Source organism: Pseudomonas sp. LBUM1660 (genome assembly GCF_059695935.1).
Map to the genome: position 1 here is coordinate 3,176,803 of NZ_CP166795.1, position 22,852 is coordinate 3,199,654.

The 22,852-nt window shown below is 59.9% G+C and carries 12 protein-coding genes and 3 pseudogenes; 14 read left to right on the top strand and 1 reads right to left on the bottom strand.

Annotation, left to right across the window (positions count from 1 at the left end):
- Position 1: 1 nt before the first annotated feature.
- Positions 2-2,476: pseudogene (locus ACA068_RS15015) on the top strand (UvrD-helicase domain-containing protein).
- A gap of 57 nt (positions 2,477-2,533) precedes the next feature.
- Here ACA068_RS15015 and ACA068_RS15020 read toward each other — a convergent pair.
- On the bottom strand, positions 2,534-2,809 hold the full coding sequence (locus ACA068_RS15020; protein WP_219094110.1) for a DUF1652 domain-containing protein: 276 nt from the start codon (positions 2,807-2,809) through the stop codon (positions 2,534-2,536).
- 263 nt (positions 2,810-3,072) lie between these two features.
- Here ACA068_RS15020 and ACA068_RS15025 point away from each other — a divergent pair, with 263 nt between their 5' ends.
- The 13 genes and pseudogenes from ACA068_RS15025 (at position 3,073) to ACA068_RS15085 (ending at position 22,799) form a co-directional block, all read left to right on the top strand.
- Positions 3,073-3,888, top strand: coding sequence for a helix-turn-helix domain-containing protein (locus tag ACA068_RS15025; protein WP_497310502.1), 816 nt, complete (start codon positions 3,073-3,075; stop codon positions 3,886-3,888).
- 50 nt (positions 3,889-3,938) lie between these two features.
- On the top strand, positions 3,939-5,345 hold the full coding sequence (locus ACA068_RS15030) for an NAD(P)/FAD-dependent oxidoreductase (protein ID WP_497310503.1): 1,407 nt from the start codon (positions 3,939-3,941) through the stop codon (positions 5,343-5,345).
- Between the two features lie 43 nt (positions 5,346-5,388).
- The gene (locus ACA068_RS15035; protein ID WP_497310504.1) at positions 5,389-5,730 is read left to right on the top strand and encodes a cupin domain-containing protein; all 342 of its coding nucleotides are present in this window, start codon (positions 5,389-5,391) and stop codon (positions 5,728-5,730) included.
- Positions 5,731-5,797: 67 nt separating this feature from the next.
- Positions 5,798-6,883 (top strand): polyamine ABC transporter substrate-binding protein, encoded by a 1,086-nt coding sequence (locus ACA068_RS15040; protein WP_497310505.1) that lies wholly within the window; start codon positions 5,798-5,800, stop codon positions 6,881-6,883.
- A 92-nt stretch (positions 6,884-6,975) separates the two neighbouring features.
- Positions 6,976-7,431: pseudogene (locus tag ACA068_RS15045) on the top strand (REP-associated tyrosine transposase); the annotation flags it as partial.
- Positions 7,432-8,002: 571 nt separating this feature from the next.
- Positions 8,003-9,460 (top strand): serralysin family metalloprotease, encoded by a 1,458-nt coding sequence (locus ACA068_RS15050; RefSeq protein WP_403097716.1) that lies wholly within the window; start codon positions 8,003-8,005, stop codon positions 9,458-9,460.
- 75 nt (positions 9,461-9,535) lie between these two features.
- The gene (locus ACA068_RS15055) at positions 9,536-9,958 is read left to right on the top strand and encodes an AprI/Inh family metalloprotease inhibitor (protein WP_497310602.1); all 423 of its coding nucleotides are present in this window, start codon (positions 9,536-9,538) and stop codon (positions 9,956-9,958) included.
- 210 nt (positions 9,959-10,168) lie between these two features.
- On the top strand, positions 10,169-11,944 hold the full coding sequence (locus ACA068_RS15060) for a type I secretion system permease/ATPase (RefSeq protein ID WP_497310506.1): 1,776 nt from the start codon (positions 10,169-10,171) through the stop codon (positions 11,942-11,944).
- Complete coding sequence (locus tag ACA068_RS15065) at positions 11,941-13,290, top strand: HlyD family type I secretion periplasmic adaptor subunit (RefSeq protein ID WP_497310507.1); 1,350 nt, start codon at positions 11,941-11,943, stop codon at positions 13,288-13,290. Before ACA068_RS15060 ends, ACA068_RS15065 begins: the two co-directional genes overlap by 4 nt.
- A 2-nt stretch (positions 13,291-13,292) precedes the next feature.
- Positions 13,293-14,660 (top strand): annotated as a pseudogene (locus ACA068_RS15070) (TolC family outer membrane protein).
- Positions 14,661-14,859: 199 nt separating this feature from the next.
- On the top strand, positions 14,860-17,817 hold the full coding sequence (gene eprS, locus ACA068_RS15075; protein ID WP_497310508.1) for an autotransporter serine peptidase EprS: 2,958 nt from the start codon (positions 14,860-14,862) through the stop codon (positions 17,815-17,817).
- A gap of 221 nt (positions 17,818-18,038) precedes the next feature.
- Positions 18,039-21,086 (top strand): autotransporter domain-containing protein, encoded by a 3,048-nt coding sequence (locus ACA068_RS15080; RefSeq protein ID WP_497310509.1) that lies wholly within the window; start codon positions 18,039-18,041, stop codon positions 21,084-21,086.
- Between the two features lie 24 nt (positions 21,087-21,110).
- Complete coding sequence (locus ACA068_RS15085; protein WP_497310510.1) at positions 21,111-22,799, top strand: polyurethane esterase; 1,689 nt, start codon at positions 21,111-21,113, stop codon at positions 22,797-22,799.
- The last annotated feature ends 53 nt before the right edge of the window (positions 22,800-22,852 follow it).

A 22,852-nucleotide genomic window follows, 5' to 3' on the forward strand; every position in this document is an offset into this window, starting at 1 on the left:
CGTGCCGCAACACACCCCCGATCTTCCTCCCGAACTTCGTCCCCTGGCCGAGATGCCACTGCTCAAGCGTCTGGCCGCCCGGTTCTTTGGTCATGGCCTTACGCGCCTGCGTGCGCAGCACCGTGCGTCGTGGCTGCACGGGCAAGCCGACGGTTTTCGCAGCGGCCACAGCGCCGGGGTGGATTACGGCTATAAGGAAGGGAAAGCCGAGGGGCTGGAAGAAGGCCGGCAGGTTCTGTTGATCCGTGACTCGCGCTCGACCGAGCACCGACCGCCTAATGTCGACGATAACTTGTTCGACGATTGGCGCCTGCCCTTGAGCGCCGAGCTGAAGAAGCGCATCAAGGCCGATGTCGCCCGACTGCTGCCACCTCACGCCCAACCAAGCGCCGCCCAGTGGAAGATGATTTTCAGCGAAACGCCTTCGACGTCGGTAATTGCCGGGGCCGGCGCGGGCAAGTCGACGACGCTGGTATTGCGTATCCTGCTGCTGACTCATTACCTGGGGTTCGAGTTGAGCTCTATGACCGTGGTGACCTTCACCCGCGAGTCGCGCAAAGACTTCATTAATAAGCTGATCGAACTCTTTGCATTGTGGGGCCGGGCGCTGAGCCTTAAAGAGGCGCGGGATCTGGTGCGTACCTTCCACTCGCGGATCCTGCCCATGGTTCGCAGCCTGCCGGGCTTCGAGCGTCTGCAAGCGTTCGAAAACCTCAGCAATCGCGCGCAAAACAGCGATGAGGAAGTCGACAGCAATCCCTTCGACCTGCGCATCAACGACGCCCAGCGGCAGCAACTCAATGCCTGTTTTCACAGCCTGCACACCCGTGATGAGCGTTTTCGCGAGCTGATCAAGCCGTTGTCCCGTCACGCCTTGCAGCTCAAGGAGCTTGAGCGCGATCACCCCGATGTGCAGAAACGCATGGCGGTGACCGAGTTGGCAGCCAAGCGTGACGAGGAGCTCTGCGACACGATTGAAGACCTGTGGTTTCGCGCTGGCGCCTGGCCAATCAAAGGTATCGAGCCCAATCGGCACGCATTCGACATCAATGGTGCGACCTTCCATTGTCACGGCTACATCCCGACGCTGGATGCCTGGGTAGTGCTCGGATTTGACCCCCGGGAAAATCCACAAGTCAGCCGTCCGAATGCCAAGTTAACGGTTCGCGCGGAATGGGCGGTGAAGCGAACCCTGTTTCAAGCTTTCTGTCGTAAACCATTGATATAGCTGGATAGTTACGAATCTTCAAAGCGCATATTGGCTTCCCTTGCAGGCGATGCCAGCGCCGGGCCAGGCTTCGATTACAAGGTCAAAGGGGAGCTGGGATCGGCCCCCTTGCTGGACTGTTTTGTGGCTGCCGCCGGGTTTATCGAAAACCTGGGCCTGGATGTTCCGAATGCCGTTGGCCAGATGAGTTTCGCCAAGGATGACCCGGACCGTTACTTCTTCGAGGCTCTGAGCCTGTTCTGGCGCGCCCTGGAAGATCATTTGCTTGATCAAAAGCCACCGGTGATGACCTACAACCGGATGTTTGCCTTGTTCAGCGAGCATTCCCCGGAAAACCTGAAGCTGCTCAGCGATGAGCTGCTAAGGCCTTTGTCGCATCTGATGATCGACGAATTTCAGGACGTATCGCCGCAGATTGTCTCCTGGATCCGTGCCAGCCTCGCCGAGATCCGCAGTCGCGGCCCGGCGATGCATGTGGGGCGAGGCGCGCAACGTTCGTCCTTGCTCTGCGTCGGCGATGACTGGCAGTCCATTTATGGCTGGCGCGGCAGTTCTCCGACGTATTTCATGGAGTTCAACAAGGAATTTCCGTCACCGAGCACGACGAAAGTGATGCTCAGCGACAACTACCGCAGTCATCAGCACATCATTGATGCGGCCGAGCATATCGTCCGCGCAGCGCCGTCGATTGCAGGAAAGAAGGCCAAGGCTAGCGGTGAACCCAAGGCGCTGTTGCCGGTGAACATCATGGATCGCGACGATCAGGGCATGGCTCAACGCCTGATCCAGCATTACCGACAAGGTGACTCCATCTTGATGCTTTATCGAAAAAGCAGCGATAAGTTATTGATTGAACAGCATATTCAGTCTGTAGTTAATGTGGATTCTAGCTTGCCGTATGAAGCTCGGCGCATCAAACAGCTGACGTATCACAGCGCCAAGGGTTTGCAGGCCGACGCAGTGTTCTTGCTCGGTGATTGCCAGCACCTGACCAGTTCTCCTTACAAGAACCAGGTCTACCGAATAGCGGGACTTGGCAAGGCGGGCGACAATGAGCCTTACGACAACGCACAGAAAGACGAAATCCTGCGACTGGCTTACGTCGGCATTACTCGGGCGGTGAGTCATTGCTACTGGTATGTCGATGGGCAGGACACTCAGGCGGCGAATATGCCCAAGGCGTCTGACCGAATTGGCAAGGACAAGCCGTTCTTCTCTGATCACCGTCAAGGTCAGACACCGGCCTGAACCCGAGCCCACAAAAAAAGCCCACATAATGTGGGCTTTTTGTTGGGTGGTTGACCTTCAGGCATAGCTCTTGAGGGCCACGGGAGGAATGAAACACTCAAGTTCGTCTTCCACTGCTTCGATTATTCGTTCTACGTCCGCGGCATTCATCACGGTTGCGCAAGGAATGCCTGCAATGGCGATCATGGTCTCGCCACTGGCGCGGTCAAACAGACGGGCAATCATGCTGCCCGGTGCATCCATGCTCGCCTCGAATCCCATGGGATGAAAATGCCAGCGCATCAGCTGGCAGGCGTTTGGAAACGTAACTTTGCTGAAAGACCCTTTATTCATGTGTTGCCCGCCTTCTTCATCGAGCGCTTCCTTTAGCTCATGTTAGGAGGGAAGAGCCTTCAATGGCTCAACCGGTGACTGCCTTTAAAAGTAGCATCCAGATGTGAAAACCATGTGATTTTTTTCAGTCCGTTTGGCGATTGCTACCGTTTTTTTGATGTGGATCACGTGCCGGGCCTTGCGTGGCGTTACGGCGATTCGGTCTGGTCATTGAAGCCGTGGCCGAACTTCGGCAAGCTCGGTTTTTTTTCGTCGAGTCCTTTATGCACGCCGATGATGATGGCCCGCTGCAAACCCAGGTCACGGGCGAGACGGTCATGCGCTACCACTTGTGCTGGAAACACCGGGATCTGGACGGTGTCATGGCGCTTTATCACCCGGATATTCAGTACAACGACTTTTTTCAGAACCGGATCATGGGCCTGGATGAGTTGCGCGAGTACGTGCGCGGCAGCATGCCGCGTAACCCGGATGAAGCGCTGGAGCATTCCGATCGCATACGGCTGGACGGCAACACCGCGTTCATCCAGTACCAGATGACCTTGCGCGGCGGCGAAGGGCTGGTGTCGTTTCGTTCCAGTGAAGCAATAACGGTGCGCGACGGGTTGATCTGGCGGGTCAACGAATACGCGTCCCTGGTGCGCGAACAACCGCAAAGCAACACCGCTGCGAACTTGCGCCCGGCCGCCAGCCGGCTCGGGCTTTCACCGCGCCAGTTGAGTTTCATGGCTGACGACCTGCAACAATATTTCCAGCGCCAGCAGCCTTATCTGGACCCCGAGCTCGACCTGCAACGGGTCGCGCAGGAGTGCGGGTACAGCCGTAATCAGATTTCCTATCTGCTGAATCAAGTGTTGGGTCAGAGCTTCTATCGCTACGTCAACCAGGCGCGGCTGCAGCATTTGCTCGCAGCGCTGGACGCCACCATGCCACCGTTGCGCATTGATGAGCTGGCGTTTGCTGCCGGCTTCAACTCGTTGTCGGCGTTCTACAGTTGTTTCCGTCAGCACACAGGGCTGTCGCCCAAGGCTTACGTCAAACAAATTTCTTTGCGTGCACGCGCGCACGACAGTCCCTGAGCCTACGCACTAGGATCGACGCCATCGAAGTTTGAGTGGCGGAGTCTGGCATGTCGGCGTGGCGCACTATCAGTTTGTGGATGGATCAACTCGACGAGCCCCTGTTGGCGCGTCCTGCGCTTGAACACGATCTGGACGTCGACGTGGCCATCATCGGCGCGGGGTATACCGGGCTGTGGACCGCGTATTACCTCAAACGTCTGGCGCCAGGCCTGGACATTGCCATCATCGAAGCGCAAACCGCCGGTTTTGGTGCGTCGGGCAGAAACGGCGGCTGGCTGATGGGTAACTTGCTGGGCGAGGACCGTCTGTTGGCCGGTTTGCCGCCGGACCAGCGTCGCGCCTCTTTCGATCTGCTGCACAGCATCCCTGATGAAGTCGAGATTATCATCGAACGTGAGGGTATCGACTGCGATTATCGCAAAGGCGGGGTGCTGTACTGCGCCGCGCGCTATCCCGAGCAGGAAGCGAGCCTGCGGGGCTACCTCGACAAGCTTTACCGCCAGGGTCTGACCGAAAGCGATTATCGCTGGCTCAGCCCCGAACAGCTGGCGCAACAGATCAGAGTTGCGAAGCCTTATGGCGGTATCTATGCACCGCACGTTGCGACCATTCACCCGGCAAAGTTGGTGCGAGGTCTGGCAGAAACGGTCGAACGCATGGGTGTCAAAATCTACGAAAACAGCGCAGTCACGCATTGGCAGTCGGGGAGTTTGCGCACGGCCAAGGCTCAGGTCCGCAGCCGCTGGATCGTGCCGGCGGTAGAAGGTTATTCGGTCACGTTGCCACCACTTGGCCGCTATCAGTTACCGGTGCAAAGCCTGATTGTCGCCACCGAACCACTGTCTGCCGCGACCTGGGACGAAATCGGTCTGAGCCGCGGCCAGGCGTTCAGCGAAAGCAGTCGACAGGTCACCTACGGCCAGCGCACGGCTGACAACCGCCTGGTCTTCGGCGCCCGGGGCGGCTATCAGTTTGCCGGCAAATTGCGCCATGACTTTGACCTGACCACCAGCGAAGTGGAGTTGCGGCGCTACCTGTTCGGCGAACTCTTCCCGCAACTCAAGAACGTGCAGATTACCCACGCGTGGGGCGGCAACCTGGGCATGTCCCGGCACTTCAAACCGCACATGCTCTGCGATCACGCCAGCGGCATTGCCTTGTCCGGCGGTTATGGCGGCGAGGGCGTCGGCGCCAGCAACCTGGGCGGCCGAACCCTGGCGGATCTGATTCTTGAGCGCGATACCGAACTGGTTCACCAGCCATGGGTCATGCCCCAAGGCGGTCTGGACACGCTCCGGACCTGGGAGCCGGAGCCCTGCCGCTGGCTGGGTTACAACGCGATCATCCGCAGCTTTGTCCACGAAGACCAGACCCTGGCCAACCCGGCTACGGCTCCCTGGCGCCGCAAACTGGCGAGCAAGGTGGCGGGGTTCATGGAAGGTTTCATGCAGTAAACGGCGCGTTCTTCATCTTTAGGTTCAATCGACAGGTACTCCTATGGGCATTACGCAATTCAAGAACACCGCAACACTGGAACTGGAAGCGTCGAACCCCGTCGCCGTGCCGTTGGGAGCGCCGGTGGCGATGGCTTCGACCACCAGCGTCGAACGCGACGACGGCGTCGAAACCGGCGTCTGGGAATGCACGCCCGGCCGCTGGCGCAGGCAGATCGTTGCGCAGGAATTCTGTCACTTCATACAGGGGCGCTGCACTTTTACCCCAGACGACGGTGAAACCCTCTACATCGAAGCCGGCGATGCACTGATGTTGCCGGCCAACAGCCTCGGCATCTGGGACATCCAGGAAACCGTGCGCAAGACCTACGTTTTGATTTTTTGATTTTGATCTTTTGATTGCCTGCCGGCCCTCCAATAAAAAGCACAACAGCTCATACAGGAATCGACTCATGATCCGAAAGACACTGACCCTGGTACCCCTTGCGCTCGTCGCTTCGCTCAGCCACGCCGCCGAGACCGTCAAGATCTATAACTGGTCGGACTACATCGCTCCGGATACCACGAATAACTTCCAGAAAGAAACCGGCATCGCCTTCAGCTACGACGTCTACGACAGCAACGAAACTCTGGACGGCAAGCTGATGACCGGCAAATCCGGGTACGACGTGGTATTCCCGTCCAACCACTTCATGGCACGGCAGATTCAGGGCGGTGCGCTGAAAAAGCTCGACAAGAGCCAGCTACCGAACTGGAAAAACCTCAACCCGGTATTGCTCACGGCGTTGCAGAACAACGACCCGGGCAACGAGCACGGTTTCCCATACCTGTGGGGCAGCACCGGCATCGGCTACAACATCGCCAAGGTCAAGGCCGTGCTGGGCGACAACGCGCCCGTGGATTCCTGGGACCTGATCTTCAAGCCAGAGAACATGGCCAAGCTGCAAAAGTGCGGCGTCGCCATCCTCGACAACGGCCCCGAACTGCTGCCAGCCGCGCTGAACTACCTGGGGCTACCGCACCACAGCAAGAACCCGGAAGACTACAAAAAAGCTGAAGCGCTGCTGATGAAAGTCCGGCCCTACGTCAGCTATTTCCACTCATCCAAATACACCAGCGACCTGGCCAACGGTGACATCTGCGTGGCCGTCGGCTTCTCCGGCGACATCCTCCAAGCCGAAAATCGCGCCAAAGAAGCCAAGAATGGCGTCGACATCGGCTATGCCATTCCCAAGGAAGGTGCTGCCATCTGGTTCGACATGGTCGCCATGCCCGCCGACGCCCCGGACGAAAAAGCCGGCTACGCATTCATGAACTACCTGCTGCGCCCGGACGTCATGGCCAGCATCAGTAACTACGTGCACTACGCGAACGGCAACCAACAAGCTGACAGCCTGATCGACCCGGCCATCAGGAACGACACCAAGGTTTATCCGAGCCCGGAAATGATGGGCAAGCTGTTCGCGTTGGAAGCGATGCCGCTGAACATTGACCGGATTCGGACGCGGGTGTGGAACAAGATTCGGACGGGGAGTTGAGGGTTCATGTTTTGTAGATATTGCGGCGGGTCGGGGTTGATGGCGACGCTGTAGATTCCGAGCCTTCTTTCAATGGATCTGGAGGCAATGGAATGCTTGTTTGTTCAAATGCGGGCCTGCTACGTACCGGTCGTTTCACTGAGTCAGGACGTATTTATCTGCTAACGGCTGTCGTTGACCAACGGCAGCCGTTTTTTGCTGATTGGCGGTTGGGTAGGTTGGTTGCCTTGCAATTGCGTGAGGCCCAAGGAGACGGCTGGGCCGATTTTTCAACCTGGGTAGTGATGCCGGATCATATGCATTGCCTGGTGCAGCTGCACGACAAGACACTGGCGGAGCTGATGTGCCGAATAAAATCTCGGAGCAGTTTGGCGGTCAATCAGGCATTGGGGCGGCGAGGGCGGTTATGGCAAAAGGGGTATCATGATCGCGCTGTACGGCGAGAGGAGGACGTGAAAGATCTTGCTCGGTATGTCGTCGCCAATCCGATACGCGCGGGGCTAGTGAAGCGGGCTCATGATTATCCGCTGTGGGATGCGTGTTGGTTACGAGTGCCTGACGATTGCTTCGCAGCCGAACGCAGCCTCGCGCTGCTCGGCAGCTGCTACAGGTTTTGCGTGCACGAAACCTTGTAGGTGGTGGCGCGATATCTGACGACTGCCTCGCAGCCTCGGCAGCTGCTACACGATCCGTATACACCGCAATCTTTGTAGCCGCTGCCGAGCAGCGCGAGGCTGCGTTCGGCTGCGAAGCAGTCGCCAAAATGTCATATTCAATATAACTCCGCCTGATATCAATTCACTGGCACTCATATTGATAAGTCCGAAAAAGTGAGACGCCTTCGGCAAAAAACAACTTACCCATATTTAATATTTAAATATGAAATTGTCAGACAATTAGTCCGAAATCCTCAACTTCAAACTATATTTCGACAGCGCAGGCATTGTTTCCGGGTACTTGCCGGGGCAGAACAATTTGACGTCAAAAAAAATGTAGACGTTTGATTTCGAATTGTGTCAGTTTTCTTTCGCCTTCATTGGGCGAGTGATAGGACGATCTCGCCAGAGATTGTCGCTATCTGACAAAAACTGTTCCATTGCTAAACAAGGAAGTGTGTTTATGTCGAAAGTTAAAAACAACGCTATTGATCTTGCCGAACAGGCCTTTTCGCCATTGCAAGCATTGGCTGCGCCCAGTTCCGCGTACAACCAGATCGACAGCTTCAGCCATCAGTATGACCGGGGTGGCAATCTCACGGTCAATGGCAAACCTTCCTACTCCGTCGACGAGGCAGCGACCCAATTGCTGCGCGACGGCGCTGCCTACCAGGACAAGGACGGCAGCGGCAAAATCGAACTGACCTACACGTTCCTGACCTCGGCGTCGTCGAGCACCATGAACAAGCACGGGATTACCGGCTTCAGTCAGTTCAGCGCTCAACAGAAAGCCCAGGCCGTGCTCGCCATGCAATCCTGGGCCGACGTGGCTAAAGTCACTTTTACAGAGAAAGCCACGGGCGGCGATGGTCACATGACCTTCGGCAACTACAGCGGCGGCCAGGACGGCGCAGCGGCATTCGCCTACCTGCCTGGCACCGGTGCGGGTTATGACGGTACTTCCTGGTACCTGACCAACAGCAGCTACACACCCAACAAGACGCCGGACCTGAACAACTACGGTCGTCAAACCCTGACCCACGAAATCGGTCACTCCCTGGGCCTGGCTCACCCCGGCGACTACAACGCCGGTGAAGGTGCGCCGACCTACAACGACGCGACCTACGCGGAAGACACCCGCGGTTACAGCCTCATGAGCTACTGGAGTGAAAGCAACACCGACCAGAACTTCAGCAAGGGCGGCGTCGAAGCCTATGCGTCCGGTCCGCTGCTGGACGATATTGCCGCCATCCAGAAGCTCTACGGTGCCAACACTACCACCCGCACCGGTGACACCACCTACGGTTTCAACTCCAATGCCGGTCGCGATTTCCTGAGCGCGTCCTCGTCGTCTGACAAGGTCGTGTTTTCGGTGTGGGATGCGGGCGGCAAAGACACGCTGGACTTCTCTGGTTTTACCCAGAACCAGAAGATCAACCTCAATGAGGCCTCGTTCTCCGACGTTGGCGGCATGGTTGGCAACGTGTCCATTGCCAAAGGTGCAACCATCGAGAACGCGATTGGCGGTTCGGGTAACGACCTGCTGATCGGTAATGGCGTGTCCAACGAGCTGAAGGGCGGTGCCGGCAACGACATCCTCTTCGGCGCGGGCGGTGCGGACAAGCTGTGGGGCGGTACCGGTTCGGACACTTTTGTGTTCGCGGCCAGCAGCGACTCCAAGCCGGGTGTAGCTGATCAGATCCTCGATTTTGTCAGTGGTCTGGACAAGATTGACCTGACCGGCATCACCAAAGGCGCGGGCCTGCACTTCGTGAGTTCGTTCACGGGTGCGGCAGGCGATGCCGTGTTGACCTCTTCGGGCGGTAACAGCCAATTGGCGGTGGACTTCTCCGGGCATGGCGTGGCCGATTTCCTGGTCAGCACTGTTGGCCAGGCGGCGTTCTCGGACATCGCTGCGTGATGTAACGCAATAAGGAGGGTGGTGCCGATGCGCCGCCCTCTGTGTCAACCGCCCCAAGCCGGAGTAAAACAAGCGATGGTTCACAACGCTTTTACCCACCGAACAACCGCGTGGCTCCTGGCGACGTTGATGATTTTCTTTGGAGAGACAGCCATGGCGAGCAGCCTGAAATTAGCAGACCCCTCGGAACTGGCCGGCAAATGGCAGGCGACCCTGAACGCCAAAGATGACTCACCAGAGTCCCAGATGTCGCAAGACAAACCGTCCAACGTATGCGTCATCGACTTTCAGCCAACGCAGACACTGGGTGAGGGCGCTGGATGCCTCGGTGCCTGGCTGCAAAAGCCTGCGATTGGCTGGTTCCCGGAACCGGACGGCATCGCTATCACCGGTGATGAAGGCTCAAGAATTGTGTTTTTCAGCCGACAGCATGAAGGGCTTTATCAAAGCACATTGAAGTCGGGTCTGATCATTACGCTCAAGCGCGCTGCGCTTTAAGCGAAAAGTACCGAGCCGACGCAAGTGTTGAATATAAAGCGCGTAGTTGCCGTTATAAGCGTCAGATCAATAACCTGACTTTTAATAAAATATAAAAAGTTGTTATTCATTTGTAAGCGCTGACTGGCAAAGAATGTCTCGACCCGTGTGCGGACAGTTAATTGACATCTCGCCAAAACCGGGCGAGGAATATCATCTCAGGAAAAATCAATGAAGATGGCGAAGGCCCCAGCCACCGCACCGTTGTTCAAGGCACTGGGCGACTATAAAAGCATCCTGATCAGCGTCGGTTTTTTCACCGCGTTAATTAACGTATTGATGCTGGTCCCGTCGATTTACATGCTCCAGGTCTACGACCGCGTGCTGTCTTCGCAAAACGAAACCACCCTGGCCATGTTGTCACTGATGGTGGTCGGATTTTTCGCCTTCATCGGTTTGCTCGAGATCGTGCGCAGCTTCATCGTCATCCGCATCGGCAGCCAACTGGAGCGCCGTTTCAACCTGCGGGTGTATCAGGCCGCGTTCGAGCGCAACCTGCTCAAGGGCGAGGGCAATGCTGGTCAGTCCCTTGGCGATCTGACCCACATTCGCCAATTCGTCACCGGTCCTGCGTTGTTTGCCTTCTTCGACGCGCCGTGGTTTCCGGTCTACCTCTTCGTGATCTACCTGTTCAACGTCTGGCTCGGTGTGTTCGCAACCGTGGGCGCGGTGGTGCTGATTGGCCTCGCGTGCCTCAACGAGGCGATGACCAAAAAGCCCTTGGGTGAAGCCGCCGGGTTTTCCCAGAAGTCCAGCCAACTGGCCACCAGCCACCTGCACAATGCCGAAACCATTCAGGCCATGGGCATGCTCGGCGTGTTGCGCAAGCGCTGGTTCCAGGTGCACTCGCGTTTCCTCGGCCTGCAGAATCAGGCCAGCGACACCGGCGCCATCATCAGCTCCCTGAGCAAAACCTTGCGCCTGTGCCTGCAATCCCTGGTCCTGGGCCTGGGCGCCTTGCTGGTGATCAAGGGCGACATGACCGCCGGGATGATGATCGCCGGTTCGATCCTGATGGGTCGCGTCCTGAGCCCTATCGACCAACTGATCGCGGTGTGGAAACAGTGGAGCGGCGCCAAGCTCGCGTACCGTCGTCTTGATTCGCTGCTGCAAGCCTTTCCACCGAGTGACGAAGCCATGGCGCTGCCAGCGCCGAAGGGGCAGATCACCTTCGAACAAGTCAGCGCCGGCCCTCCGGGGCAACGTGCGGCGACCCTGCACATGGTCAACTTCAGCCTGGGTGCCGGCGAAGTATTGGGCGTGCTCGGCGCCTCCGGCTCCGGCAAATCGACCCTGGCCCGGGTATTGGTCGGCGTCTGGCCAACCCTCGGCGGCACCGTGCGGCTTGATGGCGCGGACATCCATCGCTGGAACCGCGACGACCTCGGTCCTTACATCGGTTACTTGCCCCAGGACATCGAATTGTTCAGCGGCAGCATCGCCGAAAACATCGCCCGGTTTCGCGAAGCGGATCCGCAAAAAGTCGTCGAAGCGGCGCAACAGGCGGGCGTCCATGAGCTGATCCTGCGCATGCCGCAGGGCTACGACACGGTGCTGGGCGAGGACGGCAGCGGTTTGTCTGGCGGCCAGAAGCAACGGGTGGCATTGGCCCGCGCGCTGTACGGCAAGCCTAGCCTGGTGGTGCTCGATGAACCCAATTCCAACCTCGACACCGTAGGCGAAGCGGCACTGGCCGGCGCCATCGCGCAGATGAAGGCCCAGGGCACCAGCGTGATTCTGGTGACCCATCGGTCCTCGGCGCTGGCCCAGGCCGACAAATTGCTGGTGCTCAACGACGGTCGTTTGCAGGCCTTTGGCCCCAGCCAGGAAGTGCTCAAGGCACTCTCCGGCGCCCAGGACCAGCCACGTGAAAAACCGGCGCAAGCACCGGGCGGGGTCAACATGAGTCGCCAGTATCAGCCTACGACAAGGAATTCTGGTGTATGACCAGCGATCGCATGAACACTGAAAACGAAGCGACGATGGAACACGATTACATCGCCGAACGCCCTGAGCGTGATGCGCGATTCTTCGCCCGCATGGGCTGGATTCTGGCGGTCGTAGGTGCCGGTAGTTTCTTCACCTGGGCCAGCCTTGCGCCGCTCGACCAAGGTATTCCGGTGCAAGGCACGGTCGTGGTCTCGGGCAAGCGCAAAGCCGTGCAATCGATGAGCAACGGCGTGGTCAGCCGGATTCTGGTGCGCGAGGGCCAGGTGGTAAAGCAGGGCCAGCCGCTGTTCCAGCTCGACCAGACCCAGGTCGCGGCCGATGTGCAATCGCTGCAAGCGCAATACCGCATGGCCTGGGCCAGCCTGGCGCGTTGGCAGAGCGAACGGGACAACCTCAAGCAAGTGAATTTTCCCGCTGAACTGAGCAACGATCCCGACCCACGCCTGGCCCTGGTGCTCGAAGGCCAACGGCAATTGTTCAGCAGCCGCCGCGAAGCGTTTTCCCGTGAGCAGGCGGGTTTGCGCGCAAGCATCGAAGGTGCCAGCGCGCAATTGGCCGGCATGCGCCGCGCGCGCACGGACCTGACGGCTCAGGCCAGTTCGCTGCAACAACAACTGAGCAATCTTCAGCCCCTGGCTGACAACGGCTACATCCCGCGCAACCGCTTGATGGAGTTTCAGCGGCAGCTGTCGCAGGTGCAGCAACAATTGGCGGAAAACAGCGGTGAAAGCGGCCGGGTCGAACAGGGCATCCTCGAGTCGCGCCTGAAGCTGCAACAGCACATCGAGGAATACCAGAAAGAAGTCCGCACGCAATTGGCCGACGCGCAACTCAAAAGCGTGACCCTGGAAGAGCAACTGACTTCCGCCGGGTTCGATCTGCAACACAGCGAAATCATCGCCACCGCCGACGGCATCGCGGTCAACCTTGGGGTTCACACCGAAGGTGCGGTGGTTCGCCAGGGCGAAACCTTGCTGGAGATTGTGCCGCAAGGCACCCGCCTGGAAGTGGAAGGGCACTTGCCGATCAACCTGATCGACAAGGTCGGCACCCACTTGCCGGTGGACATTCTGTTCACGGCGTTCAACCAAAGCCGCACACCCCGCGTGCCTGGCGAAGTCAGCCTGATTTCCGCCGATCAGATGGTCGACGAGAAAACCGGCGCGCCGTACTACGTGCTGCGCAGCAGCGTCAGCGACCAGGCCATGGAAAAACTCAACGGTCTGGTGATCAAGCCCGGCATGCCGGCGGAAATGTTCGTGCGTACCGGTGAACGTTCACTCCTCAACTATTTGTTCAAACCGCTGCTCGACCGGGCAGGCTCCGCGTTGACCGAGGAATAAGGATGTTCGGCTGTATGAATAAGCTTTCAATGCTCGCAGCCACCCTGGCGTTGCTGACGTGCAACAGTGTGATGGCCTCCATGGGGCCGTTCGAGATCTACGAGCAAGCGTTGCGCAATGATCCGGTGTTCCTTGGCGCCATGAAGGAACGCGATGCCGGCTTGGAGAACCGCATCATTGGTCGGTCAGGGCTGTTGCCCAGGATTGGTTACACCTACAACAAGGGGCGGAACACCTCCAAGGTTACCCAAATCAATGAAGGTCGGCCGGACTTCACTGAGGACCGCAACTACGGCAGCTACGGCTCGAACCTGACCCTGCAACAGCCATTGCTCGATTACGAAGCCTACGCGGCGTATCGCAAAGGCGTGGCGCAATCGCTGTTTGCCGACGAAGCCTTCCGCGGCAAGAGCCAGGAATTGCTGGTTCGGGTGCTGGAAAACTACACCCATGCGTTGTTCGCTCAGGATCAGATCGACATCGCGCAGGCGAAGAAGAAAGCCTTCGAGCAGCAGTTCCAGCAGAACGAGCAGATGTTCCGCCAGGGCGAGGGCACGCGCACCGATATTCTTGAGGCCGAGTCTCGCTACGAACTGGCAACCGCCGAGGAAATCGAGGCCCGCAACGAGCAGGACGCGTCCTTGCGTGAACTGGGTGCGCTGATTGGCGTGCCGGCCGTCGACATCACGGACCTGGCACCGCTGGACCAGAACTTCCAGACCTTCAGCCTACTGCCGGCCAACTACGACACCTGGCACGAGATGGCCGTGGCCAACAACCCGAACCTGGCCTCCCAGCGTCAGGCGGTGGAAGTCGCGCGGTATGAAGTCGAACGCAACCGCGCCGGACACCTGCCGAAAGTCAGTGCCTACGCTTCGGTGCGCCAGAACGAATCGGAAAGCGGCAACACCTACAACCAACGTTACGACACCAACACCATCGGCATTGAAGTCAGCGTGCCGTTGTACGCCGGCGGCGGGGTGTCGGCGTCGACCCGTCAGGCCAGCCGGACCATGGAACAGGCCGAGTACGAACTCGATGGCAAGACCCGGTAAACCCTGATCGAGTTGCGTCGGCAATTCAGTGCCTGCCTGTCGGGGGTGAACAAGTTGCGCGCTTATCAGAAAGCCCTGACATCGGCGGAAGCGCTGGTGGTTTCGACCAAGCAAAGCATCCTGGGCGGTGAGCGGGTGAACCTGGATGCATTGAATGCCGAACAACAACTATTTACCACCCGCCGGGATTTGGCTCAGGCAAGGTACGACTACCTGATGGCCTGGACCAAGTTGCATTACTACGCCGGAACACTGAATGAGCAGGATCTGGCCAAGGTGGACGAGGCATTCGGCCAAGGCCCAAGGCCCCAGTAATTTTCTGACGTAACACCACCTGTGGCGAGGGAGCTTGCTCCCGCTGGGCTGCGAAGCGGCCCTTGATGGCGGTTGCTTCGCAACCGAACGGGACGATGCGGCGTTCCGACAAGCTCCCTCGCCACAGGAACAGCGACAGCCTGAAGAAAGCAACACCCAACCAGAATTCTAAAAACGCCAAAAAAGCGAGAAGTTGAACATGGACGTACAGATCAAGCCGATGTCGGTCGGCACGCTATTGCTCTGGATTTCAGTAGCGCCAGGCTCGGCCCAGGCGCTTTATCAGGAAAACGGTACCTTGGGCGATGCGGCCAGTTGGCGCTCGGTGGAGTTTCAGCGTGACTGGGGACTGGCCCGCATGCAGGCCGACCAAGCCTACGCCGCCGGCATCACCGGCAAGGGTGTGAAAATCGGCGAGCTCGATTCAGGCTTCGATGCCTCCCATCCCGAATTCGCCACCCACCGTTACCACGCGGTACTGGCCAGCGGCAGCTACGTCGACGGCTCCCTGTTCAATGTCGACGGCACCCTCAACGCCAACAACGACTCCCACGGCACCCACGTCGCCGGCACCATCGGTGCGTCCCGCGATGGCACCGGCATGCACGGTGTGGCGTACAACGCGCAGGTCTACGTCGGCAATACCAACAAGAACGACAGCTTTCTGTTCGGTCCCAACCCTGATCCGCGCTACTTCAAAGCGGTCTATAACGCCTTGGCCGACGCTGGCGTGCGGGCGATCAACAACAGTTGGGGCAGCCAGCCGCCGGACGTCAGCTATCGCACCCTCGACGATCTGCACGCTGCTTACGCCCAGCACTGGAACAAAGGCACCTGGCTCGATGCGGCGGCTGACGTTTCCCGACGCGGTGTGATCAACGTGTTCAGCGCCGGCAACAGCGGTTACCCGAATGCCAGCGTGCGTTCGGCCTTGCCGTATTTCCAGCCGGACCTGGAAGGCCACTGGCTGGCGGTGTCGGGACTGGATCAAAGTAACCAGCAGAAGTACAACCAGTGTGGGATCGCCAAGTATTGGTGCATCACCACCCCCGGCGCGAAGATCGACAGCACCATCCCGGGCGCCGGTTATGCGATCAAATCCGGCACCTCCATGTCCGCGCCACATGCCACCGGCGCGTTGGCGCTGGTCATGGAACGCTATCCGTACATGACCAACCAGCAGGCGCTGGAAACCCTGTTGACCACCGCTACCCAACTCGATGGTTCCGTCACCCAGGCGCCCAATACCCGCGTCGGCTGGGGCGTGGCCAACCTTGAACGGGCGATGCGCGGACCGGGGCAATTGCTCGGGCGTTTCGACGCCAATCTGGGGGCAGGGCAGAGCGATGTCTGGAGCAACGACATCTCGGACAACGCGCTGATCCAGCGCCAGGGCGAAGACGCGGCCGAACGCAGTACCTGGCAACAGACATTGAGGACCAAAGGCTGGGAGAGCGGCGTGCCGGCCGGTGCCAGTCTGCAGGATCAGACGGATTACGCTGTCGGCATGGCGCGCGATCTTGCCGCCACCACTCGACTGTACGAAGGTAGCCTGATCAAATCCGGTGCCGGACGATTGATGCTGACCGGCGACAACACCTGGCGCGGGTCGACCACGGTGAATGGCGGCCTGCTGTCGGTCAACGGTTCGTTGGCATCCAGCGTGACCGTCAATGACAGCGGCACGCTGGGTGGGTCGGGACGTGTTGGCGCCCTGACGGCCAATCGCGGCGCAACGGTTGCGCCGGGCAATTCCATTGGCACCTTGCAGGTCGCCGGCGACGTCACGTTTGCGCCCGGCTCGACCTACGCGGTGGAGCTGTCGCCGACCGATAGCGACCGAATCATCGCGGGCGGCACGGCCACGGTCAGCGGCGCGACGGTCAGCCTGTCGCTGGAAAACAGCCCGACCCTGCTCAGCACCCGACAAGTGCAAAGCCTGCTTGGTCATCAGTACAACATTCTGCAAGCGGCCGGTGGTGTTCAAGGTCAGTTCGGCGCGGTGCTGCCCAACTATCTGTTCATCGGCGGCAGCCTCGATTACGCCGCCACCGGCATTCAACTGAGTGTGGAGCGTAACGACACGACGTTCGCCAGCGTCGGCCAGACGCCGAACCAACGCGCCGTCGCCTCTGCCGTGGAAGGGCTTGGGGCGGGAAATGCGGTGTACGAAAGCCTGTTGCTGTCGCCCACCGCGACGTCCGCACAGCAGGCCTTCCAGCAGTTGTCGGGGGAAATCTATCCGGCGCTGGGTTCGGTGCTGATCAACGACAGTCGTTACCTGCGTGATGCCGTCGGTGAGCGACTGGTTGATGCCAAAGGCGCTCAACGCAATGGCTGGATCAAGGCGCTGGGGGCCTGGGGCAAGACCGATGATCGCTATGACACCGCCGGTTACACCACCTCGATTGGCGGCTTGCTCGCTGGTGTCGATGGCGCGATTGACGAGCAAACCCGGATCGGCCTGGTCACGGGTTATAGCGATAGCTCGGTGAGCATGGGCTCGGGCACTCATTCATCAGCCAAGGTCGACAGCTATCACTTGGGCGCTTACGCCGGTCGCGAAGTCGGTGCCTGGCGCCTGAATGCCGGCGGTGCCTACAGCTGGCACCGCGCCGACGTCAAACGTGACCTGCAATACGGTGACGTCAGCGCCAGGCAGAAAGCCAAGGTCGATGCCGGCACCACTCAAGTGTTCGGCGAAGCGGCGTATCGCCTGAACCTGCAACCGCTCGCGCTCGAACCCTTTGCCAGCCTGGCCTACGTGCGCCTCGATACCGACGGTTTCACCGAGAAAGGTGATGGCGCCGCACTGAAAAGCCGTGGCGACACGCGTGAGGCGGTGCTCAGCACGTTGGGCGTGCGCGCGTCGAAAACCGTGAACCTGTCCGGCCAACAGCAGCTTGAACTGGGCGCGAGCCTCGGCTGGCAGCACAACCTGAGTAACACCGATGCCGAAGAACACCTGGCATTTGCCAGCGGCAGCACGTCGTTCTCGGTGGAGAGCTCGCCCATGGTGCGTGATGCAGCGCTGGTAGGCGCCCATGCCAGCCTGGCCCTGAGCCGGGACATTCGCGTGAACCTCGATTACACCGGCCAACTGGCCAGCCGCGAGAAGAGCCATGGCGTAGGGCTGAGCCTCAACTGGCAGTTTTAAAGTGAACCCTTGTAGCAGCTGCCGAAGGCTGCGTTCGGCTGCGCAGCAGTCGTAAACCCTGCATGCACGGTGTATCTGACGGACCGCAGTGCCTGATTTTACGACTGCTTCGCAGCCGGACGCAGCCTTCGGCAGCTGCTACAGGAGAAGTGCTTCACAACATAAAAGTGTGCTTCTCAAAGCACAGGGATTTTCGCAACACAACTAAGGACGGTAGCTGGATGAATAAGAAGTACAACAACCTTGCCTTGCTTTGTGCATTGGCCTCAGTAGGCACCGCGCAAGCGGCGCCCTACGTGGAAAACGGTAAAGCAGGCGATCCCAACAGTTGGCGCAGCGCTGAGTTCAACGCTGACTGGGGCCTGGGCGCCATCAATGCCCAGGACGCCTACGCCGCCGGCTACAGCGGCACAGGCGTGAAACTGGGGATCTTCGATCAACCGGTTTACGCCCAGCATCCGGAGTTTTCCGGTGCCAACAAAGTGGTCACCCTGGTCACCAGCGGTATCCGCGAGTACACCGACCCGTACATCCCGGTCAAAGCTGGCGATGCGTTTCGGTATGACGGTTCGCCCACGGTCGGCTACGACGGCAAGCTCGGCTCCCACGGCACGCACGTCGGCGGGATCGCGGCGGGCAGCCGTGACGGCAACCCGATGCACGGCGTGGCGTACAACGCGCAGATCATCAGCGCCGACAACGGCGATCCGGGCCCTGAAGACGGCATCATCCTCGGTAACGACGGTGCGGTGTACAAGGCCGGTTGGGATGCGTTGATCGCCAGCGGTGCGCGGATCATCAACAACAGTTGGGGCATCGGCATCACCGATCGCTTCGACCTGGGCGGCCGCGACCCGGCGTATCCGCACTTCACCGTGCAGGACGCGCGACTGCAGTTCAATGAGATCCAGCCCATCCTCGGCACACGCCAGGGCGGCGCCTATGACGGTGCGATCGCGGCCGCTCGCAGCGGCATCGTGACGATCTTCGCCGCCGGCAACGACTACAACCTCAATAACCCGGACGCCATCGCCGGCCTCGGTTATTTCGTCCCCGAAATCGCACCGAACTGGATGACCGTCGCAGCCTTGCAGAAGAACCCGGACCTCAACAGCCCGGACCTCTACAACATCAGCACCTTCTCGTCGCGCTGCGGCTACACCGCGAGTTTCTGCGTGTCGGCACCGGGCAGCAAGATCTTCAGCGCCGTCATCGGCGGCACCAATGCCAGTGACCTGACCGTGGGCTACGCCAACAAAAACGGGACTTCCATGGCGGCACCGCACGTCGCGGGTGCGGTGGCCGTGCTGATGGAACGCTTTCCGTACATGACCGGCGCCCAGGTCGCCAGCGTGCTGCGTACCACGGCCACCGACATGGGCGCACCGGGTGTCGACTCGCTGTACGGCTGGGGCATGATCAACCTGCGCAAAGGCATCGATGGCCCGGCGATGTTGGTCACCGAGCAAGACATTCCCGAGGAATTCCGCATCCAGGGGGCCTACGGTTCGAGCCAGTTTGTCGCGGACTTGCCAGGCATCGGCGCGATTATCGATGCGGGCAAACCCACCGAACGCGTGTGCAATGACGTGCATTGCGGACTGGATGTGTGGCGCAACGACATTTTCGGCCATGGCGGCCTGACCAAGCAGGGCATCGGCACGCTGGTGCTGACCGGCGCCAACACCTACGCCGGTCCGACCCTGGTCAATCAGGGCCGATTGGCAATCAACGGCTCGCTGCTCTCGGCGGTCACCGTCAACGACAGCGGGATGCTCGGCGGTAATGGCCGCATCGGCGCACTGACCGCGAAAAGCGGCGGCACCGTGGCGCCCGGCAATTCCATCGGCACCTTGCAGGTGGCGGGCGACGTGACTTTTGAGCCCGGCTCGACCTACGCCGTGGAGTTGTCGCCCACCAGCAGCGACCAGATCATCGCGGGCGGTAAAGCCGTGATCGACGGCGCGACCGTCAGCCTGTCCCTGGAAAACAGCCCGACCTTGCTGACCACCAGCGAAGTGCAATCCCTGCTCGGCAATCAATACAACATTCTGCAAGCGGCCGGCGGGATCGAAGGGCGGTTTGGCGCAGTCCTGCCGAACTACCTGTTCATCGGTGGCGCCCTTGACTACTCGGCCACTGGCATCCAGTTGGCGGTAGAGCGCAACGCAGCGTCCTTCGCCAGCGTCGGCCAGACCCCGAACCAACGCGCCGTCGCTGCCGCTGCCGAGCAACTGGGCGCGGGTAATCCGCTCTATGAAACCCTGTTGCTGTCGCCGACCGCAGCGGTCGCGCAACAAGCCTTCCAGCAACTGTCCGGTGAGATTCACCCGGCGATCGGCACGTTGCTGATCAACGACAGCCGTTACCTGCGCGATGCCGTCGGCGAACGCCTGCGTGAGCGTGATCTGTTCGATGCGGCGGCACCGACCGATGACCGCAGCAACGCCTGGGTCAAAGTCCTCGGCGCCTGGGGCAAGAGCGACGGCGGGCATGACAACGCCAGTTCCACCAGCTCCATCGGCGGCTTGCTGGCCGGTGTCGACGGTCTGATCACTAAAGATACGCGGCTCGGTTTCGTCACCGGGTATAGCGACAGTTCGTTGAGCATGGGCGATGGCACGCATTCGTCAGCCTCGGTCGACAGCTATCACTTGGGTGCCTACCTGGGCCATGAAATCGATGCACTGCGCTTGAGCGTCGGCGGCGCTTACAGCTGGCATCGCATCGATGTGAAACGTGACCTGCAATTCGGTGACGTCAGCGGCAAACAGAAATCCAAGCGCGATGCGACCACCGCCCAACTGTTTACCGAAGCGGCGTATCGCCTGGACCTGCAACCGCTGGCCCTGGAACCGTTCGCCAACCTGGCTTACGTGCACCTCAACAGCGACAGCTTCACCGAGAAAGGTGATGCCGCGGCGCTCAAGGGTGGCGAAGACAACCGCGACGCCGTGCTCTCGACCCTCGGTTTGCGGGCGAGCAAAGCCATTGCCCTGTCTGACAAACAGCAACTGGAACTGTCCGGCACTCTGGGCTGGCAGCACAACCTGAGCAACACCGGTTCTGAAGATCACCTGGCTTTCGTGAACGGCAACACCGGGTTCAGCGTGCAGAGCGTGTCTCTGGATCGTAACGCTGCCGTCGTGGGTGCGCGGGCCGGTCTGGCAGTGGCTCGGGATGTGCGGGTGAGCCTGGACTACAACGGACTGCTGGGCTCCAGCGAGAAGGACCACGGTGTGGGGCTGACGCTCGACTGGCAGTTCTGATTCAACGCAAAGGAAGCAAACGACATGGGACTGTTCGATTACAAAAATGCGGATGGCAAGGCGTTGTACAGCGACGCCATCGCCCTGACGCTGTATGCGTACACGCCAACCGGTAAGCCGCTGCCGGCCACCGCGTGGGCGCCGATTGGCGCTGCGCAGCTGGGTTATCAAGGCAAGGTCGGTGCTCAGGGCACCTTCTTTGGCGAGAAGGACGGCTTCACCAGCGCCGAAGCCGAAGTGCTCGGCAAGTACGACACGGCGGGCAAGCTGATCGGTATCGGCATTGCCTTCCGGGGCACCGGAGGCCTGGGGTACAGCGACACCTTCGGCGACATGAAAAACAACCTGCTGGCCGCCATCGGCCCGGTGGATTACGCGACGAACTACGCGAAAAACGCCTTCGACACCTTGCTCAAGGACGTTGCCGCGTTTTCCATCGCCCATGGCCTGAGCGCCAAGGACGTCATGGTCAGCGGCCATAGCCTCGGCGGGTTGGGGGTCAACAGCCTGGCCGAGTTGAGCGGCAACAACTGGGGCGGTTTCTTCAAGGACGCCAACTACATCGCGTTCGCCTCACCGACCCAGAGCGCGACCGGCAACAACGTGTTGAACATCGGCTACGAGAACGATCCGGTGTTCCGGGTGCTCGACGGCACCACGTTCAGCACAGGTTCGCTGGGCAAGCACGATGGGCATCAGGAGTCGGCGACCAACAACATCGTCAACTTCAATGACCAATACGCCTCCACCGCACAGAACCTGGTGCCGTTCAGCATCCTCAATCCGCTGAACTGGTCGGCCCATGGCTCGTTGGGCTATGCCGACGGTTTAAACCGGGTGATCGACTCGCGTTTCTATGACCTCACCGACAAGGACTCGACGCTGATCGTCTCCAACCTGGCGGAATCGTCCCGGGGCAAAACCTGGGTCGAGGACCTCGGTCGCAGCGGCGAACCCCATACCGGCAGCACCTTCATCATCGGCACCGACAGCAACGACCTGCTTAAGGGCGGTGCCGGCAATGATTTCATCGAAGGCCGCGACGGCAACGACCGGTTCCGCGATGACGGCGGTTACAACCTTCTGCTGGGCGGCAAGGGCAGCAACACCTTCGAATTGCAGAAGCCGTTGCAGAACTTCAGCGTTGCCAACGACGGCGACGGCACCCTGTACGTGCGCGATGCCTATGGCGGCATCAGCATGACCCGCGACATCGGCGCGCTGGTGAGCAAGGAGTCGGGGTCATGGTGGGGGAGCAAAGAGGTGACTTACAGCGTCACCGCCAATGGCTTGCTCAATGGCAGTGAATTGACCCACTACAACCACTCGCTCAACGGTGACGCCTACGGCAACACACTGGCGGCCAGCGTCGACGGCGACTGGTTGTTCGGTCATGCCGGCGACGACCTGCTGCGCAGCGACAAAAGCCAGGTGACCTTCGTCGGTGGCGCGGGCAACGACGTGATGCAGGGTTCGGGTGGCAACAACACCTTCCTGTTCAGCGGCGCCTTCGGTTTTGACGCGATCAATGGCTACCAGGGCAACGACAAGCTGGTGTTCCTGGGTGTTCAGGGCGCGGGGCAGGGGTATGACTACAAGCAACACGCTTCGCAGTCGGGCCATGACACGGTTCTGAAGGTGGGCGATTTTGCCGTGACCCTGGTGGGAGTGGGACTGGACAGCCTGTCGGCTTCAGGCATCACGTTTGCGTAAAAGCTGCATGCACTAAATGCTCCGGGGCGCCTCGTGAACGAGGCGTCCTGGTT